This window comes from Paenibacillus sp. XY044, from assembly GCF_002257645.1.
GTDB lineage: Bacteria > Bacillota > Bacilli > Paenibacillales > Paenibacillaceae > Paenibacillus_AQ.
Genome location: NZ_NQMO01000001.1, coordinates 650,299 through 668,957, shown reverse-complemented (window position 1 = coordinate 668,957; position 18,659 = coordinate 650,299). Strand labels below are relative to the sequence as shown.

Below are 18,659 nucleotides of genomic sequence, written 5' to 3'. Positions count from 1 at the left end.
AGTTCAAACATCCTCTTATGGAATAGAAATGGTTTGGATAGATGTCAACCGGTCCCGCTTACAGACCAGTTTGTCATTCACATACAATCTGTAGCCCGCTTCGATGCCGTCTGGGTATCTGCTTAGTCCCGGCTTGCCGTATGTAATCCGAATGTCTTGCCCCGCCGCCTTCACCCGATCCAGCTCGAAATAATCCAGGCCGATATCAAGCGGTTCAAGACTCAGCCGGTCAGCCGAAAGGGATAGCCCCGCGACATGGCTGATGATCAGATCAATATAATAAGAATGGTTGTATTCCTGCTCATCGCTAAGCGGTTCGCCCGTCTGGCTGTTATAATGCTCTACAAGGCATGGCCGCGATAAATCGCGGTTCTGGAAATGCAGGAAAGAATATTCCCTTAATCCTTTCGCGAATTCGTCGTCATACGCATGATCTTCCCGCTTGCTCTCTCGGGCAAGCGCATCAAGGGCGATGGCGTTCGTATAAGGCCAGGTGGGTCCGTTCCACATGCACCCGTTGCGGCCTTTGACAAATCGGCCGAACCAGCCGCCCTCCCTGGCGTAAGCGGGACTGTCTGCGGACACGCTCGGATACCGGCATGTTGTAGCAAATTCGTCCGGGTTCAACAGATGCGTGGCAAGCCGGTCATGCCTGCTGTCCAGCATACCCGCCCATGCAGGGTAAAAACCGACGATATTTTTGACGAAGGCCTTTTCGTCCGTCTGATAATGCAGGTCGTAAAAAAAGGCTGTAGCTTCATCCCACATTTTCGCCAAGACATCGTTCTTGACCCTCTCGGCCAGTTGAAAAAATTTCGCCGAATCCGCATCGCCAACCATTTCACAAAGCCGGGCAACGCCCATGATATTCATGTAATGATAGACGGTCCGGTCTACCCGCTTCACATGGGTGTATGTCTCCGGATCTTTCGGGTCCCCCGGATAGTTATGAAAATACCAATAGCTCGGCTGGTATTCCTTGCCTGTCCGGGTGTGGCGATATTCTGTCATTAAGCTGTCCGACTCATTACCGTATACTTCCTGCCAGCTTGACACCTGTGCCTTGAGGCCTGGAAGCGCCTCCAAAATTGCCGTTGTATCCCGGTGAACGAGAAATAAATTGTAGGCGGCCCACCCGATATAATTGGCAAAAGAATGCATGCGTTCATCCACCGTTAAGCAGATGTACATGCCGTTCTCCGCCGGTGCATCCTGCATATTGCGCAGGGCTCCCATGCTCGCGGACGGATCGTGATGCCACTTGGCGTCGGTCATATGAAGCGGAACGGACAGATTGATCAGCTTGCTGAACTCCCATCCGCCTTTTGAAAACGGGCGTTTGCCCTTCTTGTGCGACCGCCCTTCGTAAAACAACGGATGCTGAAGCAATCCATACCGTGGATCCGCCAAATTATGACGAAGCAGAAACCAACGGTACGCCCAGGTTTTGTTGAGCAACGGGTCATTGCACTTAAATCGCGGCGCCCCGTCGAACCATGCCTCAAATGCTTTTCGCTGCTCGGACGAGGCCTTTGCTACGTCAGCCGTGTATTTCCTGATCGCTTGGGCTGCACGATCCATTAAGGTGTCCATCGGATCCTGCGAACGGATTCCCGCGCTTAGGGCTACAATAAATGTTTTGGATTCTCCAGGAGCAACCTTCATTCCTTCATTTAATAACTGAGAATCGCTCGATGCGATGCATGCATCGATATCGAAGGAATAAAATGGAATATCAAACCCGCCCTGCAAGCATTCGGCACCGGCCGCAGCAAATCCCGAAGGCGCCTCCAGATGCAGCGATATCTCTTGATCAGATCGGTTTGTCCAGCTTTGACACGAGACGGCGCAATCATCCCAAGTTATGAATTTCGTTTCCTCAAAACGGAGCCAATCGTCGGCGTACGTTATCCGAAGCTGGCTGGGATACCATTCGGATCTTGCCGTGTCCATATTGTAGGACTGTCCATTCATTGAAATACGGAATAACAGCGGGATATTGACTTTGTGAATGAAGTCGAACCTGCCTACGAAACCTGGGACTGCCTCAACGTAATCCGCCCAGAGACGCGCGCCCGTGGAACCCAGCAACAGGCCTCCCGGAACCGTGCGCAGCGTCTTCTTCCCCGCCTTCAGTTCATTGTCGATCATACGTAACGCACCTCCTGTCATTTGCCTGCTGCCCCATGGCATTAGCATATTGCTGTAGTGAAGATAGTTCATTGGGTTTAGCGGGAGGATTTATAGGGCAATCGAATCATATTTCGATTCTCGGCCGTGGTGTATTTACCGTAATCCCCTATTTTCTTAGTCATTCTCAGCAGAAAGTCCGCCCCCGTCAGCGAGTGGGGGAGGACTTTAGCTTTATTTATTGCTTTGCAATTTGTTCTTGAATTAATTTATCCGAATTCTCTTGGGCTTGCCTTAATGCTGTGTTGACATCGAGTTGATTTCTTACAATTTTAGGAATCGCGTCCAGTTGAAACGCATCCTCAATGACAAGTTCATCATATTCCGTCATAGGTCTCGAAGGAGCCGGTTTGCCATGATACAGGGCTTGAATATTTTTAGTTTTAGCGAACTCGTAATCAGCAAATGCTGCATCGCGTACGGATTGTGTAAGAAGTGGAGTAATCATGCCCCGCTTCGATATAATGGTCTGATACTCTTCGGAAGTCAAATATTTCAATATTTCTGCGGCAGCGTCCTGCTGTTTGGATGTCGCCGAGATGCCGATGTAAGTTGCATATGTCTGCGTATTTAATCCAGGGTATTCCTTGAATTCCGGAACGGATGCGATATCCCAATCCGGTGGAAGCGAATCATCAGAATTCATCCAGCCGGATGTATACACATACATGGCGATGACGGAATCTTTCATGAAGTCCTCATGGGAATAAAATTTCTCAAGCGCACGCTGCTGTACTCCCGGGTCCCTTGAAAGCTTATAAAAGATGTTATCGAAAATGAATTTCCACTGGTCGTTATCGACCGTTGCCTTATTCGTCTCGGGATCAACAAACCCGGCAGAGTTTTGAGCAACCCGTAAATAATGCTTTGGAGATAACCATAATCCCATATATTGCTTGCCATCTTCATTCCGGGTTATTTTCTTGGAAAGATCAATCGCTTCGTCCCAAGTCATGCCGTCTTTCGGATATGGAACGCCGAATTTATCAAAGATGCTTTTGTTATAATACATGACAAATTTATTGTCACTGACCGGTAACAAATACGTTTTTTGATCAATCGTCACCGGATCCAGGTAAGCCGGTTCAATCGTATCCACCGGGATGTTATGCGACTTAATTAATGGATTCAGATCGAGAGCCATATTAGCTGGAATATAATCTTCACGCAGCTCGCCTGCAGACGATAAATACATATCAATTTGCGTGCCTGACGCGATGACTTGCTCCAATCTGCGGTCATCCGTTTGATTAATGTAGGTGATTTTGATGTTAGGGAATTTTTTCATAATATACTGTCCGTAGCGGTCCTCAAAATCCTTCTGCGATGCAAGACCAAACCAGGTCAGGTCGGCTGTGATCTCATCCGGATTATTTGTACTGGCCGTCCCTTCGGTATTCGCATCCGCAGGTTTGGTGGTTTGCGACTCTTCGGCATTGGAATCGGCCCCTTTGCTCGTACATGCTGCCAGAACGGATAACAGCATCATGGCGGATAGCACCGTCGTCATCATCTTACGTACCATAAGATTTATTTCCTCCCTTTGAGTTGACCCTGAATTCCCTTGTAAGCGCTGTCTATTCTGCTGAAAAATACAGCTTCGTCCCCCTTTCCGCGTATGGGTTGAATTATCTTTGGCTGTTGCTAATTATAGTTAGGAAAGTGGGAAGAATCTTAGGGCGAAGCAACCTTCCCTATAGGGGGATTCAACAAACTTCAAATATCTATGGCGTGACCCGTTCCTCTGTTGCTTCATACAGCCAATCGAGCAGAACTCTGTCGTTATTTCGCGGATTGAATTCCCGATCCGACAGCTTTTGATTGGTCTCTACGATACCCGCGATGATGAAGGCGCCTCTGCCGAAACGGAGGGTATGCCTTCCTGCCGCATAAGGCAGGGCATGAATATTAACAGACGGATAGGCGAACAACCGTAGACCTTTGCGCAGTACGGGTCCCAGCTCCGTCCGCTGGATTTCTTCGATTTCCTGCTCGGTTGGTTTTAGCCACGGATCGTCCTGGGAATGAAAGTATCCAAGCAGGATCAACGCAGGGTTTTGCAGCTCGATGTCCAAACTCATTTCTTCGTGCGCGGCCTGCATCTGGCTGAACCGGATTCCCGTCAAACCGGACAGTTCTTCCGCGCAGTAGATAATGGGAATATTTCCATCCTTGAATACGCGGGCCCCATTCTCAATCCGGAACAGTTCGGCATGCTCACTGTGCAAAGTAAATTGGGATTGGCGATAACGCTCATATGGAGGCGACGCACTAAGCAGTTCAGTGGGCAGTTGACCCGCGCGTAATTCGCTGATTCTCCGGCGGAACACGTCCAGCTCGCGTTCATACAGCGGCAAGCAATCCTTCCAGTGGTTGAAGGCTTTGCCGTCTCGAAATGGCACTTTGCGAAACCTCGTTTGCATCCCGCCGGCAAACCAATATTTACTTTCGGTGATCTCAGTCAGCCTGCAGTACTCCGCGACGCTTCTCTCGACCCATTCGGCCGCTTCTTCCAACAGCTCAACCTTGATCGTATACCTTCCTCCAACCATATGCTTATACATCAAAACGAGCATGGCGGCTCTTACCTTGCATGTGTACACGCCCGTCATCGCCCGGATCGCTTCGACATCGCTGGCGAATCGTTCGAATTCAGCTTTACTTTTCAGCACGGAATTTCTGGCCAGGTTCACGGCGTTAAAGGCCTCTTCGGAAGAACGCTCCACCTCTTTGACGATATCGAGCGGGGTCTCCCCTATATGAGGCAGGCCAGCCAAATCCTTCAGCACGTATTCTTCCAAACGTTCCCCAGGAGGAGCGTGCGACTTCCACAGCTCTGACCAAGGTACGTACCGGTCCGGATTCGTCAGCTGGCTCATCGTCATCCCCAGACTCATCGTTTGACGGTTGCCCTGCGTGATGCCGAAGCGTCGAAGCAGCATCGGCGCACACTTCCCGGAAGCTTCATACGCATCAAGGATTCGTTCGCCGGCCTCCCTGCTGCCATACTTGTGCTCCAGGCGGGCAATCCAATGCTGCCTCTCGGCTCTTACATCCCTATCCGGATTCCAGGCATACCTGAGCCATGCTTCAAACCAGATCCAGTCCCGCTCCATCTGTTTCAACCGGATATCCGTCCGGTCAGGCGCATACGGCCAGCCCCAGTAGGACAACGGGTAAAATTGGAGGGATGAGGCGTTCAGCCGGTAATGAACGGCTTGGACACACCGCTGAATAAACGATGGCGCCCCCCAGCGAAAAGGCTCCAGATTGGTTACTGAATGGATCGTAGCGACATGCTCGTTGGCCTGCGAGCCAAGCCGCTGATGGACCTTCTGTGCGGCGCCGCGCGGCGTCCAAGTCGTGAGTGATTCTCCGTTATACTTCATTTCGGAATGCAGACCCGGATACAGGGGAGCGGCAGCTTCCATAACCTTCTCGATCTCAATGCCGTGCGAGCGGACAATGACCGGAGGCGGCTCTGCGGCCGAAGACTGGCGCACTCCGTCCATAATTCCAGGCAGAATCGTCTCGCAAAGCCACTCCGCCCCGTACATTTCCCCCTTCAGTTGTTCACCGAGACACACCATCAGCCCTACCGTAGGAAAGGCCAGCACAAATTCGGACAGCAGCCGCTTGTAGTAGTGGCTCGTCGCCGGTGTGGGCTGAATCTGCTTGTACGCGAGCCCATGCTTATCAGCAAACTTATGGGGAATATGGATACTGTAGAATGACAAAAAGACCCGAATGCCGCGCTTGTCGGCCTCTTCTGTCAACCATCTGAGCATACCGGCATTCCGCTCCAGCTGTAATTTGGTCACTTCAAGCGCCTCTGGCTCTTCCGGCAGATCGATTAACGAGGAGAACGGATTGGCGTTCCACAAAAATAGCACATTGCCCCGATGCTCAAGCAGCATGTTTAAATAGTCCAACCACATCGCTTTATCGTACAGCCAGGGAAAGCGGTCAGCCGTCCACGGATATTCAAACGGCTCGCGTCCAGACTCGACCTCCTGCTTCTGGATGCCGATCGCGGGTCCGCGCCAAACCAAACGGGGAGCATCTCCGTACGCCAGCTCGCGCGGAAGTGAGCCTTGTTCTCTGACGATTCTCGACAGTTCCTGGCATCCGTATAATGCACCGCTCTCATTTCCTCCGGACACGACTGTCAGCTGCCCTGGACAGGAGCACAGATAGAACGCTTCCAAGGCCGGGTCTTCTTTGTGGTATAGCAACACCTCTTGCTCCTCAAGTCCCGCGAGCAGCTCGGAGTGAGTCCGGCAACCGACGTATATTCTGCTTCCTTCCGTTTCCCTGTAACGGTCCCAAGTCCAGCCCCCTGGACGTTCTACTACGCTGTACCCGCATGCCTCAAGCGCTGTCTTCAGCATGCCCACTCCATGCTTTATACGAGGCGCCACATCCATATCGTAGCCTATCGTGATCATTTCCAGCATGCGTCTTCCTCCAGTCCATGTGGCGTAACGATTATTCTGCAATGATGACCTTCTCAGCATCATCCACTGTAAATGGTTCTCCTTGCTCAGGGATGACCGTCGTGTGTCGGAACACAATATTTTCAGCATTTTCGCAGGTTGCTCCGGTTCGGGCTGTTAACAGCACATTTTCGAAGAGGATGTTTTGGACCGGCATTTCAGGCAGACCTTTGATGAGCACAGCTTTGCCGGCTCCGACGCAGGTTGTATCGCGGATCGTAACATCGCGGAACACCGGCGTCTCATCCGAGACGGGGACCGCCTCCTCCGTGTTGTTCTTTCCCGAATAATACGAACTGAAAATAATCGCTTCCTTGCCGATATCTTTCATCCGGACATTGCGGATGTAAATTTTCTCCACCGTCCCTCCGCGACCTCTTGTACTTTTGAAGCGGAGCCCCGCGTCGGTGCCGATGAATACGCAGTCCGTCAAATAAACATGACGGACGCCGCCCGACATTTCGCTGCCAACGACGAAGCCTCCATGCCCGTGAAACACTTGGCAGCTTCGGATCGTAACGAATTCCGTAGGTGTTCCGAGGTCCCGTCCGTCCGCATCCTTGCCTGACTTGATGCAGATCGCGTCATCCCCTACGTCGAAGATCGAATCGTAAATGTCCACAAACCGGCAAGAGTCGAGATCCAGTCCATCGCCATTCTGCGAATTCCACGGATTGCGGATCGATACATTCCGAATCGTTACGTGCTCACATAACCAGGGGTGCACATTCCAAGCTGCTGAATTTCGAAAGGTCGGGCCATCGAGCAATACTTTTCGGCAGCGATCCAGCTGCAGGAGCGTTGGCCGCAAATGATCGCGGGCAGGCTGAAAAGCCGACGGATCCTGAACATCGTTTGCGATCAAGCTCTTGACAAGACTTGCGCCCTTTAAAGACATCTCCGTCGGCCACCAGGTCCCCCCCTCGACATAACCGCCGGAGTTCAGCAGCTTCTGCCACCCGGCTTCCGTCAACTTCATCCGTTTTACCGGTCGCCAGGCTTCTCCAGATCCGTCAAACACGCCTTGTCCCGTAATCGCGACATTCTCCAGATCAGCGCCGTAAATCGCGGATATGCAGCGAACGGTGCGCAGTCCTTCATAACTTGTAATAATCAGCGGGTAATCATCGCGATTGCTGCTGAAAATCACGAGCGCACCGGATTCGGTATCCAGCCGTATATGGCTCTGAAGGCGAATGGGCCCGGTCTGCCAAATACCCGCAGGTATGCGGACCGTCCCTCCCCCTTGTGATGCACAAGCCTCAATCGCTGCATGGATGGATGACGTATTGTCAAACCGCCCGTCGCCAACCGCGCCGAAATCAACAATATTGAACTCTTTGTCCGGAATATCGGGCAATTCCACTGTAGGCATATCGAACGGCAAGTCTTTTTCTTCCGTTAGCTTTGTCGCTGCCATGAATCGGCATCTCCTTTCAACGGGTTCATTTGCATTTCGTTAATATAATAATGAACGGCTGGAACCGGTTCGTCCGGATGCACCACATCCTCGGTCACCAGCGGTGTCTCAACGTTCGGTTCCCGCCGGGCCGGACCGGTTCTGAGCGTGAGCCTTTCGAGCGTATAAGCAGGCATGGAAAACGAATACGCTTTCGCAGCGTCACGATCGTTCACTTTCACAGTGTAGCGCTGGCCCCCCGTATCAAAACGAATGGCCATGTCGTACCAGATACCGGACTCATACGGCTGCAGCGTTATCCATGTACCTGCTTGAAGTACCTGCAGCATACCGCCGGATGCTAACCGCAAACGTATCGCCGCCGAGCTTTTGGCATCGCACAGTTCGATATCCAATTGTCCTTGATCCGATTGCTTCGCCATCAGCCTTATCCTCACCTCGCCTGCAGCGCATTCAGGAAATACGCGCTCCGCCTTTGCATAATCGTAAGGATCTGCATCGCGAAGCTCCAGGCTCCGGTCGCTCACGGAAGGAACGGGGGAAACGGAAACGCTGGCCCACTGCGGGCTGTAAATATTCCAATCCGGCACCCTGTCCTCTTCCTTCAAGCCATTAAACGTGTCATGGACGGGCTCGCTAACCTTGTAACGTATCGGAACGGGAATTTCGCTCACCCATATGTCCTCTTTGTTCGAGCTGTACGTTACCCACATGCTGCCGCCCGGGGGCGTATCCCCTGCTTCAATGCCGCGGGTATAGCTCATGCCATAATTTTTATGATTTCCATAAAACCGCCGCGGGGGGACTTCTCCGTTGACGACGAGCATCTCATCGTATTTCAGGCCGTCATCGCTCGTAACCGCTGCAAGCGGCCAGCGATGATTCCCGACCGGCGATGGGTTGTATAATAGCGCGTACCTGGCGTCCGAGGTGCGTTCGCCCCATACTTTTCCGCCTGACATGATCAGGGTCTCCGCGCGGCTCTGCGTTGCCCACGATTGTCCTTCGTCCTCCGATACCGCATGGACCGAATGCTTCCACAATCCCATGATTTTTCCATCAGGCAGCCTGTAAGAATTGAAGGCGGTTCCGCTTTTCACGGCATAAAAGTCATCGGGACTGCGGTCTTCCTCCCACCATTGCAGCGTTGCTATGCGGTCTGCAAGCAGCTCCTCGCAGGCCTCGATTAAACCTTCATCTCCGGAAGCGGTGAACAGGGGGTACCGCACCTTCTGCTCCGTCCATCCGGCATGCCGGTTCAAGCGGATAAAATAAATCGGTCCGAAGCTCCCGTCGTCCATAATTTCCCTGACTACACGGCCAATGCCCCTGCCGTTGTTCGGGCTGATGCTCGGAAGCGGGCAAAAACCATAAAAGGCCAATGCCAGCAAACGTCCATTGGAAGAAGCGTAGAAGCCCATTCTTTGGTGCATGACACTGTACGTTCCTTCCGGAATCCGTTCGCCGTCCGGATATGCAAACGCCTCGTCCAGCCGGTAAGGAGGAAACAGGACGACGGGAGCCGACCAATGCCAGCCATTCTCGGAAGTAGTCAGTAGCGTTTGACCTGGCGGTACATGCTCATGTACAGGGCAGCTTAAGTATTCGAGAAAAAATTGACCCTTCCAAAAAGCCAGCATCGGGGCATGGTTATACGTCCACCCCGTTCCGTCCGAAAGCTCGGGCCGTGTTCGATTGGCCCTGACGGCCTGCCTGCTGCGGACACCAATCACCGGGCGCAGCTGCCCGTGGTGATAATCCGTATTAGCGGTCACGCCGCCCACATATCGAATATGGTTTTCCAGTTGCTCCATGCTAGATCTCCTTTGTCGTTCACCTGACAATAACTTTACACGTTCTCGCCGATTCGTTTATAGGTTAAACCCGCTGTTTTTATAGGGGGAACAGCAGCATTCGGGAAGCCATTAAAGGTGAAACAGCTCGACCTCGAGCGTCCGCCCGGTGGGATCCCCTTTATAGAAACGGACTTCATGATCGCCAAAGCGCAGCCTCCAGCAGTCATCAGCCCCCAGGTGAGGAGCGGCCGCTTCGCGTGCCTCCGCGCTTAAGAAGTCGTCCGTCACAACCCAAGCTCCCCCGCTCGGGTACAACTTGCTTTCTTGCCAAGCCTTAGGCGCAAGCCATGACATGATGACAACGACGGAGCCTTCCTCCGCCCGGCGTCTGATCGCCGCCGCGGTCTCTTCGGATAGACGCGAGCCCGCCGCGAGAATCAGCTTAGGCTGCCCGAGCTGCTCGTAGCGCACCCGTTCATCGAAAACGATTACGTTATTCGTAGGGTTGAACAGCGTATGCATCGCCGTCTGCGGCAGGTCTGGACAGCCGGATTGCAGAGGGTAGCTGTCGGCGGCAGTTTGCCGCTTCAGCTTATGCCTCGGGAAGTCATAACCCGGAATATGCATGCAGCTGCCGTGCGCCGGAATGGTTCCGTGACTTAGCAGATGCCATGCGGCGAATACGCTCTTCGTCGATTCCGCCGCTTCGTCGGTCCGGCGGCCGAACAATCTGGCGTTCTGGCCGTAATTGCTGTCATCCGCGTGAATCAGGATCGTATCGGGAGTGACATCGGCATGCGACCAACTCAGCGGCTGGGCCGGAACATATTCGCGGATGAACTGCTGCCATACCTCTCCGAATTCCGTCCGTACGAAGCGCTGATCCCGGAAATGAAGAAGCGCGTCTACGTTCTCCGCAAATAAATGCGTAGGGGCCATTAGATAACCCATTCGCAGCGCCGACGCGAATTCCTCGGGCGAATGGCCCGGGAACCCGGAGAGCCGGGTAAACCAATGACCGATGTCCGGTCCCCACAAATCCGCGCAAATCCACATCGGCCGCTTGTACTGCTTGGCAGCCCCAAGCGCAGTGCCCAGCTGCAGCGCCTGAAATGACTCCTTCATAATCTTTGGGCATACTGCCATGCCGCCGCTTGCATGCACGTGGAACATAACCGGAAACACATGCTCTGCAATAAGAGGAATATCCGCCTGGGTGGATCCGCTGCTACTGGCCAGCTCCATGACGCGGGTGACCCGGTCATGAACGGCATTCGCAACCACGGCGGCCGCTTCCTTCAACTCATGCCCGTCCGCTGCCCCCCAGTGCGGATGCCATCCGTCTTTCCGGTATTGCGCCGCATTAATCTGCAAATGTTCCGGCTCATCATATAGCAGTCCGATCAATCTTCCGCTCACTGCCGCCTCTGTAACTGCCTCATCCGGCACATCCCACCGGTTCGTTCCATCCACCCATGGGCCGTTGATGTTGCCGTACTCGTTCCCAAGACAAACGTCCATGCCGGATCTCTTCATTTCTTCCAGCATGTCATTGAAGCCTTCCATGCCTGGCAGCACATGATGAACGTAGAAGTCAGCACCCAGGTTTTGCATCGCGGAGACGAACGACTTGCCGGATGGCGTTTCGTCCTGGGAGGGATACACCGCCCCGGTTCCCGTCCGCATCACGCGGTCAGACGCATCTCCCGCCCAAGGATCCTGCCATGCTACCACAGGACCCTGAATGCCGAATCTCGTGCTGCTTGCTGAAGCTCGATTACCCATTAGCTGCGATTCCTCCATTCTCCGCATTTTCAAGGACAATGCTTTCTCCGCCCCGGAGCTCCAGTACAATGACGTCCTCCTCCGTCCAAATCAGCTGACCGTCCTTGCGAATCGCGGCCCTCCCCCCGAAAGGGTTGGCGAGCCGAAGCGTTTCGTCCCGCTCGCTGAACACTGTAACCGTCAGCACCTTTCCGGAACGCTTGACGCCTGAGAGCAGGAAGGCGCCCTCGGTCCGGATCCCCGAGAAGGATGCATCTTTGAAGCGCCCCGGCAAGCCGCTGAACACGCGGATCAGTCCCCTGACGCAGCTCACATACATTTCCAGGATGGCGCCGGCTGCGGCAATCGACGCCTCTACCTGCATGACGTCGCCACCCGTGAATTCGCTGAAGCCTCTATAATTGGCATTATGTCTAGTCGCGAAACTAGGCATCATATACACATCTTTCAGCAGCCGAAGAGACAAGAGAGCCATGTCGGGGGAACCCAGCCGGTTGTGCAGGATCGATGCCCAAGGCATCGACCAGCCCGACCAGCGCCCCATCCCTTTATCGACCCATGACCTGTAAGCATTCATCACCGCTTCTTTCTGCGCGGGATCTTCCATATCCAGCGTATCGAAAGGGAAGATGCCGGCTAAATGCGAGTGATGCCTGTGCGATTCGGACAGCGGCTGACCTTCCCACAAGTACAGCTCAAGCCCAGGCTTTGTGCTGAACTCCTGGAATTGCCTTGGGCCGGCCGTGTAAGGCGGGAGCTTCTCATAGATATCCGCTGCCAGCGCCGCAGCTTTCGGATCGATGCCGTACTTCTCTTCAAGCTCAAGCAGCTTTTCGCATAAGAAGCGAACATTGACAAGGAAAAAGGTTGAATTCCGGGCAAGCCCTCTCGGCGACGAACCACCGAATTCGGGAGAAACGCTTACCGGAAGCGAGTATTGATCGCCATCCCGCTCCATCATCTCGATAAAAACGCGGAGCGCTCTCACCATGAAGGGATATACCTCATCCCGCATGAACGCCTCATCGCCGGCATACCGGGCATACTGCCACATCATTTGGGCGATCCATGAAGTATTGGCTTGATCGATCGTTCCGGTCCACATGCCGCCGACGGGATGACCCCGATCATCAACCGAATGACCCAGCATGTACCCATCTTCTATACCTACGAATCGCTTCGCGTTCTGGGCCAATATCGGCTTCCAGCCATCGATCATCGTGAACAGCGGCAGGAGGCAGTCCAGCAGATTCGCACCATATGCAGGCCACAAGCACTGCTGAACGTTAATATTAAAATGATAATCGCAGCTCCACGGCGGGTTCCGGAATTCTTCCACCCACGGGCCTTGCAGCGTCGGCGCCATTTTGCCGGGCATGGAGCTGCCCAGCATCCGGTAGATGCCCAAGTAATACATCCGCTCCATTTCTTCGTCGGGCAAACATATATCCGCAGCTTTGCGCCATAATGACCGCCAATGCGCCCGTGTTCCTGCCGTTATGCCGTCATAACCCGCGGCAGGCCGAGAATAGGCATCCAAGATCGCGCGCGTCTTGCCTACCGCTTCTTCCGGATCGGCACCGTATTCCGCGGCGATGGCAAACATACCCTCACGCTGCCTCAGCAGCACCGCGCACGACGGATCCTCCGGCAGCTCCTGCACCCATCCGTCTTCCACGGACACGGGCGCAGCAATTCCGAAGTCATCGAAGTAGGCCTTCGTCCGCGCGAACGAATAGGACGGTACGGGATTTACGGCCTCCACGAGACCGGCAGGGGCAGAGAACAGCAGTGCGGGCTGATCGATCGCGACGGTGAGGCGGATGAGATGCTCACTTCCTTCATCATGACAGACCAACCGCACTTCCCCTTCATTTAACAGCAGGGAGGCGGATTGAATGCGGGCTCCCGGTTTCAGCTTCACTTCGATACGACCCATCGCAAGCCGCGTCGGCCGTTTCTCCTTGCCATTCATCATCATGGTCGGAAAAAGTCCGCGCGCGCTTTCGAAGTCGCCGCCCGTAAGCAGCGCTTTTAAATGATCGTAGGTGCAATCATCCCGCCACACGGTGCCTCCGCGATGATCCCAATAATCGGCACGGTTCACCGTCAGCATCAACGTCTGCTCTTGAAACCAGACCAGCGCTCCGAACACGCCGTTCGAGAGCGGTATTCCATCATGGCAATAGGCTGTGTCCAATGTCCACGGCACTTCGTAGGATATGTCGACTTGATCAGCCATCATAGGACCGTCCCCTTTCTTCACTGGATCTAGGCAAAAGCTCCCGGTTTGAGAAACAGCTCGATGACCGGAACGGCTGCATTCGGCTTCTTCACCGGGATGCTCAGCGTTACGGTGTCCGCATCCCTTCCTTCGCTTAACGCCCCGGCAGCCATCGAGCTTGCCTTAGCGCCCTGCTTCATTTTGATCTCCGATGCGTCGTTCAGCAGCTGTGCGTATTCGATCTTGCCGGCCAGTCCGCTCACATGAATCGACTTGAACGGCCAGCTAAACATGTGCAAATACAGACGATTCGTCCTCGGATTGTAAGTAAAACGGCAATCGTCCGGTGCTTTTACGCCTTCGGGAGCGGCGGTGCAGCCATAGATCGAACGACTGTGCCGCTTCATCCATTCGCCGATGCCCTGCAAGCGCTCCAAGGCGCGCTCATCAAGCTCTCCCCGTCCCGTCGGTCCAACGTTCAGCAGCAAATTGCCGCCTTTGCCAACGCTATCGATCAGCATCTTGATCAGCATATCGACGCTCTTCCACGATTCCTCGTCGCGGTAATACCCCCAGGAGCCGCTAAACGTATGGCAAGCCTCCCAGACCACGGGACGTCCGCCGACCTTGACCCATTCTTTAGGCATATATTGCTCCGGCGTCGTAATATCACCGGAAACTTCCAACCGGTCGTTCAGCAGGATGTTCGGCTGCAGCTCCCGAACCATGTTTACAAATTTCTCGCTCTGCCATTCGTTTTTCCCTTTGCCGGGGAAACCTTCTTCCGGCGGAATGGAGAAGTCCAGGAACAACAGGTCGATCGGTCCGTAGCCCGTAAGAAGCTCCCTCGTCTGACCGAACATATAATCGACATAACGCTGAAACTGGCGCTTGCCGTCCTGCTGGATAAACTCCGGATTGTAGCGCAGCGGGTGCTTCACATCGACGGTATAATCCGGATGCTGCCAATCGAGCAGCGAATAATACAGGCCTGTTTTCATATCGCGCTTCCGGAAAGCATCCACCATGGGCCGAAGCAAATCACGCCCTGCCGGGGAATGGACCGCTGTATAGTCCGTCAGCTTGGAGTCCCATAAACAGAAGCCTTCATGATGCTTGGTCGTAATGACGAAATACTTCATTCCGGCATTTGCGGCGGCCTCTGCCCATAGTTCAGGGTCGTACAGGTCCGGGTCGAACCGTTTGAAATATTTATCGTACTGCTCGGTTGTCATAAATTCGCGCGATTTAAGCCACTCGTGGCGGGCACCGAGCGAATACAATCCCCAATGAATAAACAAGCCGAACCGGTCATGCGTAAACCATTCTGTTCTCTCGTTCTGTTGAATCAAAGGATTAGTCAAATTAGTCAATTTTGTTTCCTCCTATTACAGCTCTTTATTTGGATTCGATGGCCTATACTGGGTACGGCTCTCATGCGTATTGATTACCGGGAGCTGCCTCCTGCCGAGGACAAGATCCTGCATAAGTAAATCAAGCGGTGGGTTACAGCCGATTTGTCCTTCCAGCCGCAGTCCCAGCATGATAAACTCCCCGGCACCGAGCTGTACGGAGCCTACGACGGGCACTCGTCTTTTGCCTGTTCCCGCAGAAACCGAGCCCTGCTTCGGTTTCGCGTAGGTATATAGAAGCGGCTCGACCGATTCCGACTGCCATGCGCAGCGTGAAAGCGCGTCCATCCGATCGGACGTTTGGTTATAGAAATATTGAAAATCGCGGGGCATAAACGACTTGAGCCGCAGCGTATTTGCATCAAAAGCAAGGGTATATAAGCTGCTCACCTTCGTCTGCTGCACCATGTTATCGCCAATTGGCCAGTCGGTCTGCCCTTCTTCATCAGGAAGAATGACCGCTCTTGCACCTGCTCTGATCGAAGCCGCAATTTGCGGTTCATGCTGAAGGTAGGCGTCGAGAGATGACATCACAATGACATCAAACGGGCGGCCAGATTCGTAGTTTCTGCTGTCTGCCCCCATTGCCGTGATCAAAGCCTCCGCGGTCGTTCCAAGGGTGACGATGGCGGGATCGGCCGCATCTTTTGCTGCCTGCTCGTTCCTTGCAAATACCTCTATGCTAAAGCGCTCGCTGTTTAGGTGATCACCGTCCTGGTTATACATCGAGATATCGGCATGGAAAGCTCTCCGTCCATCGACCTTCGGCATGCGGAGCTGCACGGTGCCGACACAAGCCGACGCGGCGCCCCCGATTTCAGCGTTCAGCTCATAAGAAGCAAAGTCACGGTCATCATCCCGCAGCGTCACAACGAGCCTCAGCCCTTCATAGTCGCAAGGCGTATCGTTAAGCAGCCAAGCCTCCAGCTCAATGAGCTCGCCAGCATACGCGCGCCAGCGGTCTCCCCGTAAATGGACGCGCAGCGGCGTGAGGCTGTCGCGATATGCGAAGTAGCCGGGCTTCGGCACCCTGTCTGCTCCTACAAGTGATTTCATCCAACCCGATGGCCAGGCATCGATGAGGAGATGAATGGCGGACTGCACAATGAGATCGGAGCGTCGGCGGATGGCATCCGTCATTAGGGTGGTGACCAAGGCTTGGTACTTGTGGCTGCTCTCGATCCAATCTTCAATCCGTTCCTCTTCCGGATACCAGTCCCCATGCAGCGAGTAGGTTTGGCTGTCCACAATCGCATCCGGCATCCAAACATCATCCAGCCGCTTGGGCAGCCATGCCTTCGGGTAGCGCTGCTGCATCAGGGCAAGATGGTCCAACCCTTCCGAGCCATACTCACCAAACCCGGTCTTCCAGCCTTTTTTGATTGGCGGGAGTCCGCCCTTATACAGCTCCCCGAACGAAATCATATGATTCGTATACCACATCGTATAGCAGTGAACATCGGACAAACCGGCCTCGGTCGGCGGATCGTAATCCCCCTCGGCATTTTTTATGACACGATCGGGATTTTCAATGGTTATGGCATTCCTTGCGGAGACAAAGAAAGCTTCAAGCTCATCCCGGTACAAATGCCGATGGCCTTTTCCCCGTTTGGCCGGGCGGGACGGCTCATTGATTAGCGATGCCATGATGACGCTCGGATGGCTGCGGACCAGACGCTCCATCTCGCCGGCTTGACGCACCGCCTCACTGAATTTGCTTCTGCGTATGTAGCTGAACGCCGGCAAATCGCACTGGTTCATCATGCCAAGCCGATCCATGGCGTCATAGATTTCCTCCTGCACGGGGCGCTGCGTTATCCGGTAGAAGTTCATATTCGCGAGCTTGGCGATCAGAATGTCGTCGATCAGCTGTTCTTCGTTTCCCTGCATGACGCACTGCTGCAGATGCCCCATTTCATTCGCCCCGCGCAGCATCACCTTTCGGCCGTTCAGCCGCAGCGACCCTTTAAGCTCTTCCGACTCATCCAACCGGAAGGATCTCATGCCAAAACAGCGGTCCTTAACGTCCAGCAGCTGTCCTTCGTGCCTGAGACTTACCCGCACCCGGTACAAACATGGGTCATCCGGTTCCCATAAGCGGGCTGATTCGAAGTCAATCTTGTATCGGTAATTGTTGCTCCCCGGACCTGTGTAATGAATCGGAAAGCATATGTCCGGGAGCCCCGTTCCTTCGAAATTGTCTGCATAAACGTCAATCGTCAGCTCTGCCCCTTCGATCAATCCGGCCGTTGTATTCGTTACATCGATCCACGCCTCGAATGAGCCGTTTTCAGGATCCGGCCTGACAAAAATATCATCCACGAACAGCTCGGACCGTTCCTCCAAATACACACGGTTGTAGATCCCCGCTCCTGGCGGGCAATGATGCCAGCCATACACCGGGTCGTCCCAACCGGGACCCGTGGCGGCATACATTTTGTCGCCGTCAAGCCGCGTACCGCCCACTCCCATCATCGGATAATCATTTTTCACTTCGATCACGAGCACATTCGTCGCTTCGAGCAAGGGAGTAATATCGAACTCAAACGGCGCAAACAGCCCCTCGTGCATTCCGACGCATTTGCCGTTCACGTAAACGGCCGCCTCATAGTCGACGCCCTTAAACACAAGGTACACCCGGCGATTGGTCTGCGGCGTCGGATAGCTGAATGTTGTCCGGTAGTAACCGGTCCATTTCCCCTCTTCCTTCGTCGGTCCGCGGAAATCGGGAATGGAAATATGCTCCCATTCTCCTTCACCCTGCAGCACCCGCGAAAATTCACCGTGACGTTCATCGGCGTACCGAAAATCAAAACTCGTCAATTCTTGGCTGGGACGTATATAGACAGAGGACGGCGACAGGCTTTGTAAGTAGGGACGATATTGCTTACGAAGCCTGTTCAACTCCTCTTCAAACCATTTCAAGCGCTCATCGAAGCCCTTCACCGCATAGGGTTCAGCGGCTGACTCACTGCTGCGGAACAACTTCTGCGCCCACACTCTCGGTTTAATTTCTTCCATGCCGTCTTTTGCCAAAGGATGCTCGCGAAACGCTATTTCTGCAAAAGGGTTCATGGTCTGCGGCCTGCCCGTTTCCGTTTCTGAAGAAGACAATCAGATATCCTCCTTTTTCCATAATGCAACTTTTTTTGATAATCGTAGCACCCCGTTTATAGGCGCACAATCCGGCAACCCTGCATATTCATAGGTCATTTCAACCATACGGCGATCGATTGGGCTTGATCTGAATCAAATCCGTTCAATTCGGCCGCATCAAAAAACCCACAAGAGATCACTTTTCATCAAAGTGTCTTTCTTGTGGGTTGCTGTTTTATC

The 18,659-nt window shown here is 53.8% G+C and carries 9 protein-coding genes; all 9 read right to left on the bottom strand.

Annotated features, from left to right (window positions below):
* Window positions 1-15: 15 nt before the first annotated feature.
* Entirely contained in the window at window positions 16-2,151 is a 2,136-nt protein-coding gene (locus CJP46_RS03340; RefSeq protein WP_094594171.1) for an MGH1-like glycoside hydrolase domain-containing protein, read from the bottom strand.
* 217 nt (window positions 2,152-2,368) lie between these two features.
* Window positions 2,369-3,679, bottom strand: a complete 1,311-nt coding sequence (locus CJP46_RS03335) for an ABC transporter substrate-binding protein (RefSeq protein ID WP_256992167.1) — start codon at window positions 3,677-3,679, stop codon at window positions 2,369-2,371.
* A 235-nt stretch (window positions 3,680-3,914) separates the two neighbouring features.
* Window positions 3,915-6,647, bottom strand: coding sequence for a hypothetical protein (locus CJP46_RS03330; protein ID WP_094594169.1), 2,733 nt, complete (start codon window positions 6,645-6,647; stop codon window positions 3,915-3,917).
* A 31-nt stretch (window positions 6,648-6,678) separates the two neighbouring features.
* Complete coding sequence (locus CJP46_RS03325) at window positions 6,679-8,106, bottom strand: glycoside hydrolase family 28 protein (RefSeq protein ID WP_094594168.1); 1,428 nt, start codon at window positions 8,104-8,106, stop codon at window positions 6,679-6,681.
* Window positions 8,088-9,920, bottom strand: coding sequence for a hypothetical protein (locus CJP46_RS03320; RefSeq protein WP_094594167.1), 1,833 nt, complete (start codon window positions 9,918-9,920; stop codon window positions 8,088-8,090). Before CJP46_RS03320 ends, CJP46_RS03325 begins: the two co-directional genes overlap by 19 nt.
* A 111-nt stretch (window positions 9,921-10,031) precedes the next feature.
* Complete coding sequence (locus CJP46_RS03315) at window positions 10,032-11,687, bottom strand: hypothetical protein (RefSeq protein ID WP_094594166.1); 1,656 nt, start codon at window positions 11,685-11,687, stop codon at window positions 10,032-10,034.
* Window positions 11,680-13,932: a glycosyl hydrolase family 95 catalytic domain-containing protein gene (locus CJP46_RS03310; RefSeq protein ID WP_094594165.1), complete on the bottom strand. Its 2,253-nt coding sequence runs from the start codon at window positions 13,930-13,932 to the stop codon at window positions 11,680-11,682. Before CJP46_RS03310 ends, CJP46_RS03315 begins: the two co-directional genes overlap by 8 nt.
* A 26-nt stretch (window positions 13,933-13,958) precedes the next feature.
* Window positions 13,959-15,284 (bottom strand): alpha-L-fucosidase, encoded by a 1,326-nt coding sequence (locus CJP46_RS03305; RefSeq protein WP_256992166.1) that lies wholly within the window; start codon window positions 15,282-15,284, stop codon window positions 13,959-13,961.
* A gap of 15 nt (window positions 15,285-15,299) precedes the next feature.
* A complete protein-coding gene (locus CJP46_RS03300) occupies window positions 15,300-18,437 on the bottom strand; it encodes a glycosyl hydrolase 2 galactose-binding domain-containing protein (RefSeq protein WP_256992165.1) in 3,138 nt (1,045 codons plus the stop codon).
* Window positions 18,438-18,659 lie beyond the last annotated feature (222 nt).

Excerpts from the sequence above, each read along its gene's own strand:
- CJP46_RS03340 (WP_094594171.1), bottom strand. The coding sequence starts at position 2,151 with ATGATCGACAATGAACTGAAGGCGGGGAAGAAGACGCTGCGCACGGTT.
- CJP46_RS03335 (WP_256992167.1), bottom strand. The coding sequence starts at position 3,679 with ATGATGCTGTTATCCGTTCTGGCAGCATGTACGAGCAAAGGGGCCGAT.
- CJP46_RS03330 (WP_094594169.1), bottom strand. The coding sequence starts at position 6,647 with ATGCTGGAAATGATCACGATAGGCTACGATATGGATGTGGCGCCTCGT.
- CJP46_RS03325 (WP_094594168.1), bottom strand. The coding sequence starts at position 8,106 with ATGGCAGCGACAAAGCTAACGGAAGAAAAAGACTTGCCGTTCGATATG.
- CJP46_RS03320 (WP_094594167.1), bottom strand. The coding sequence starts at position 9,920 with ATGGAGCAACTGGAAAACCATATTCGATATGTGGGCGGCGTGACCGCT.
- CJP46_RS03315 (WP_094594166.1), bottom strand. The coding sequence starts at position 11,687 with ATGGGTAATCGAGCTTCAGCAAGCAGCACGAGATTCGGCATTCAGGGT.
- CJP46_RS03310 (WP_094594165.1), bottom strand. The coding sequence starts at position 13,932 with ATGATGGCTGATCAAGTCGACATATCCTACGAAGTGCCGTGGACATTG.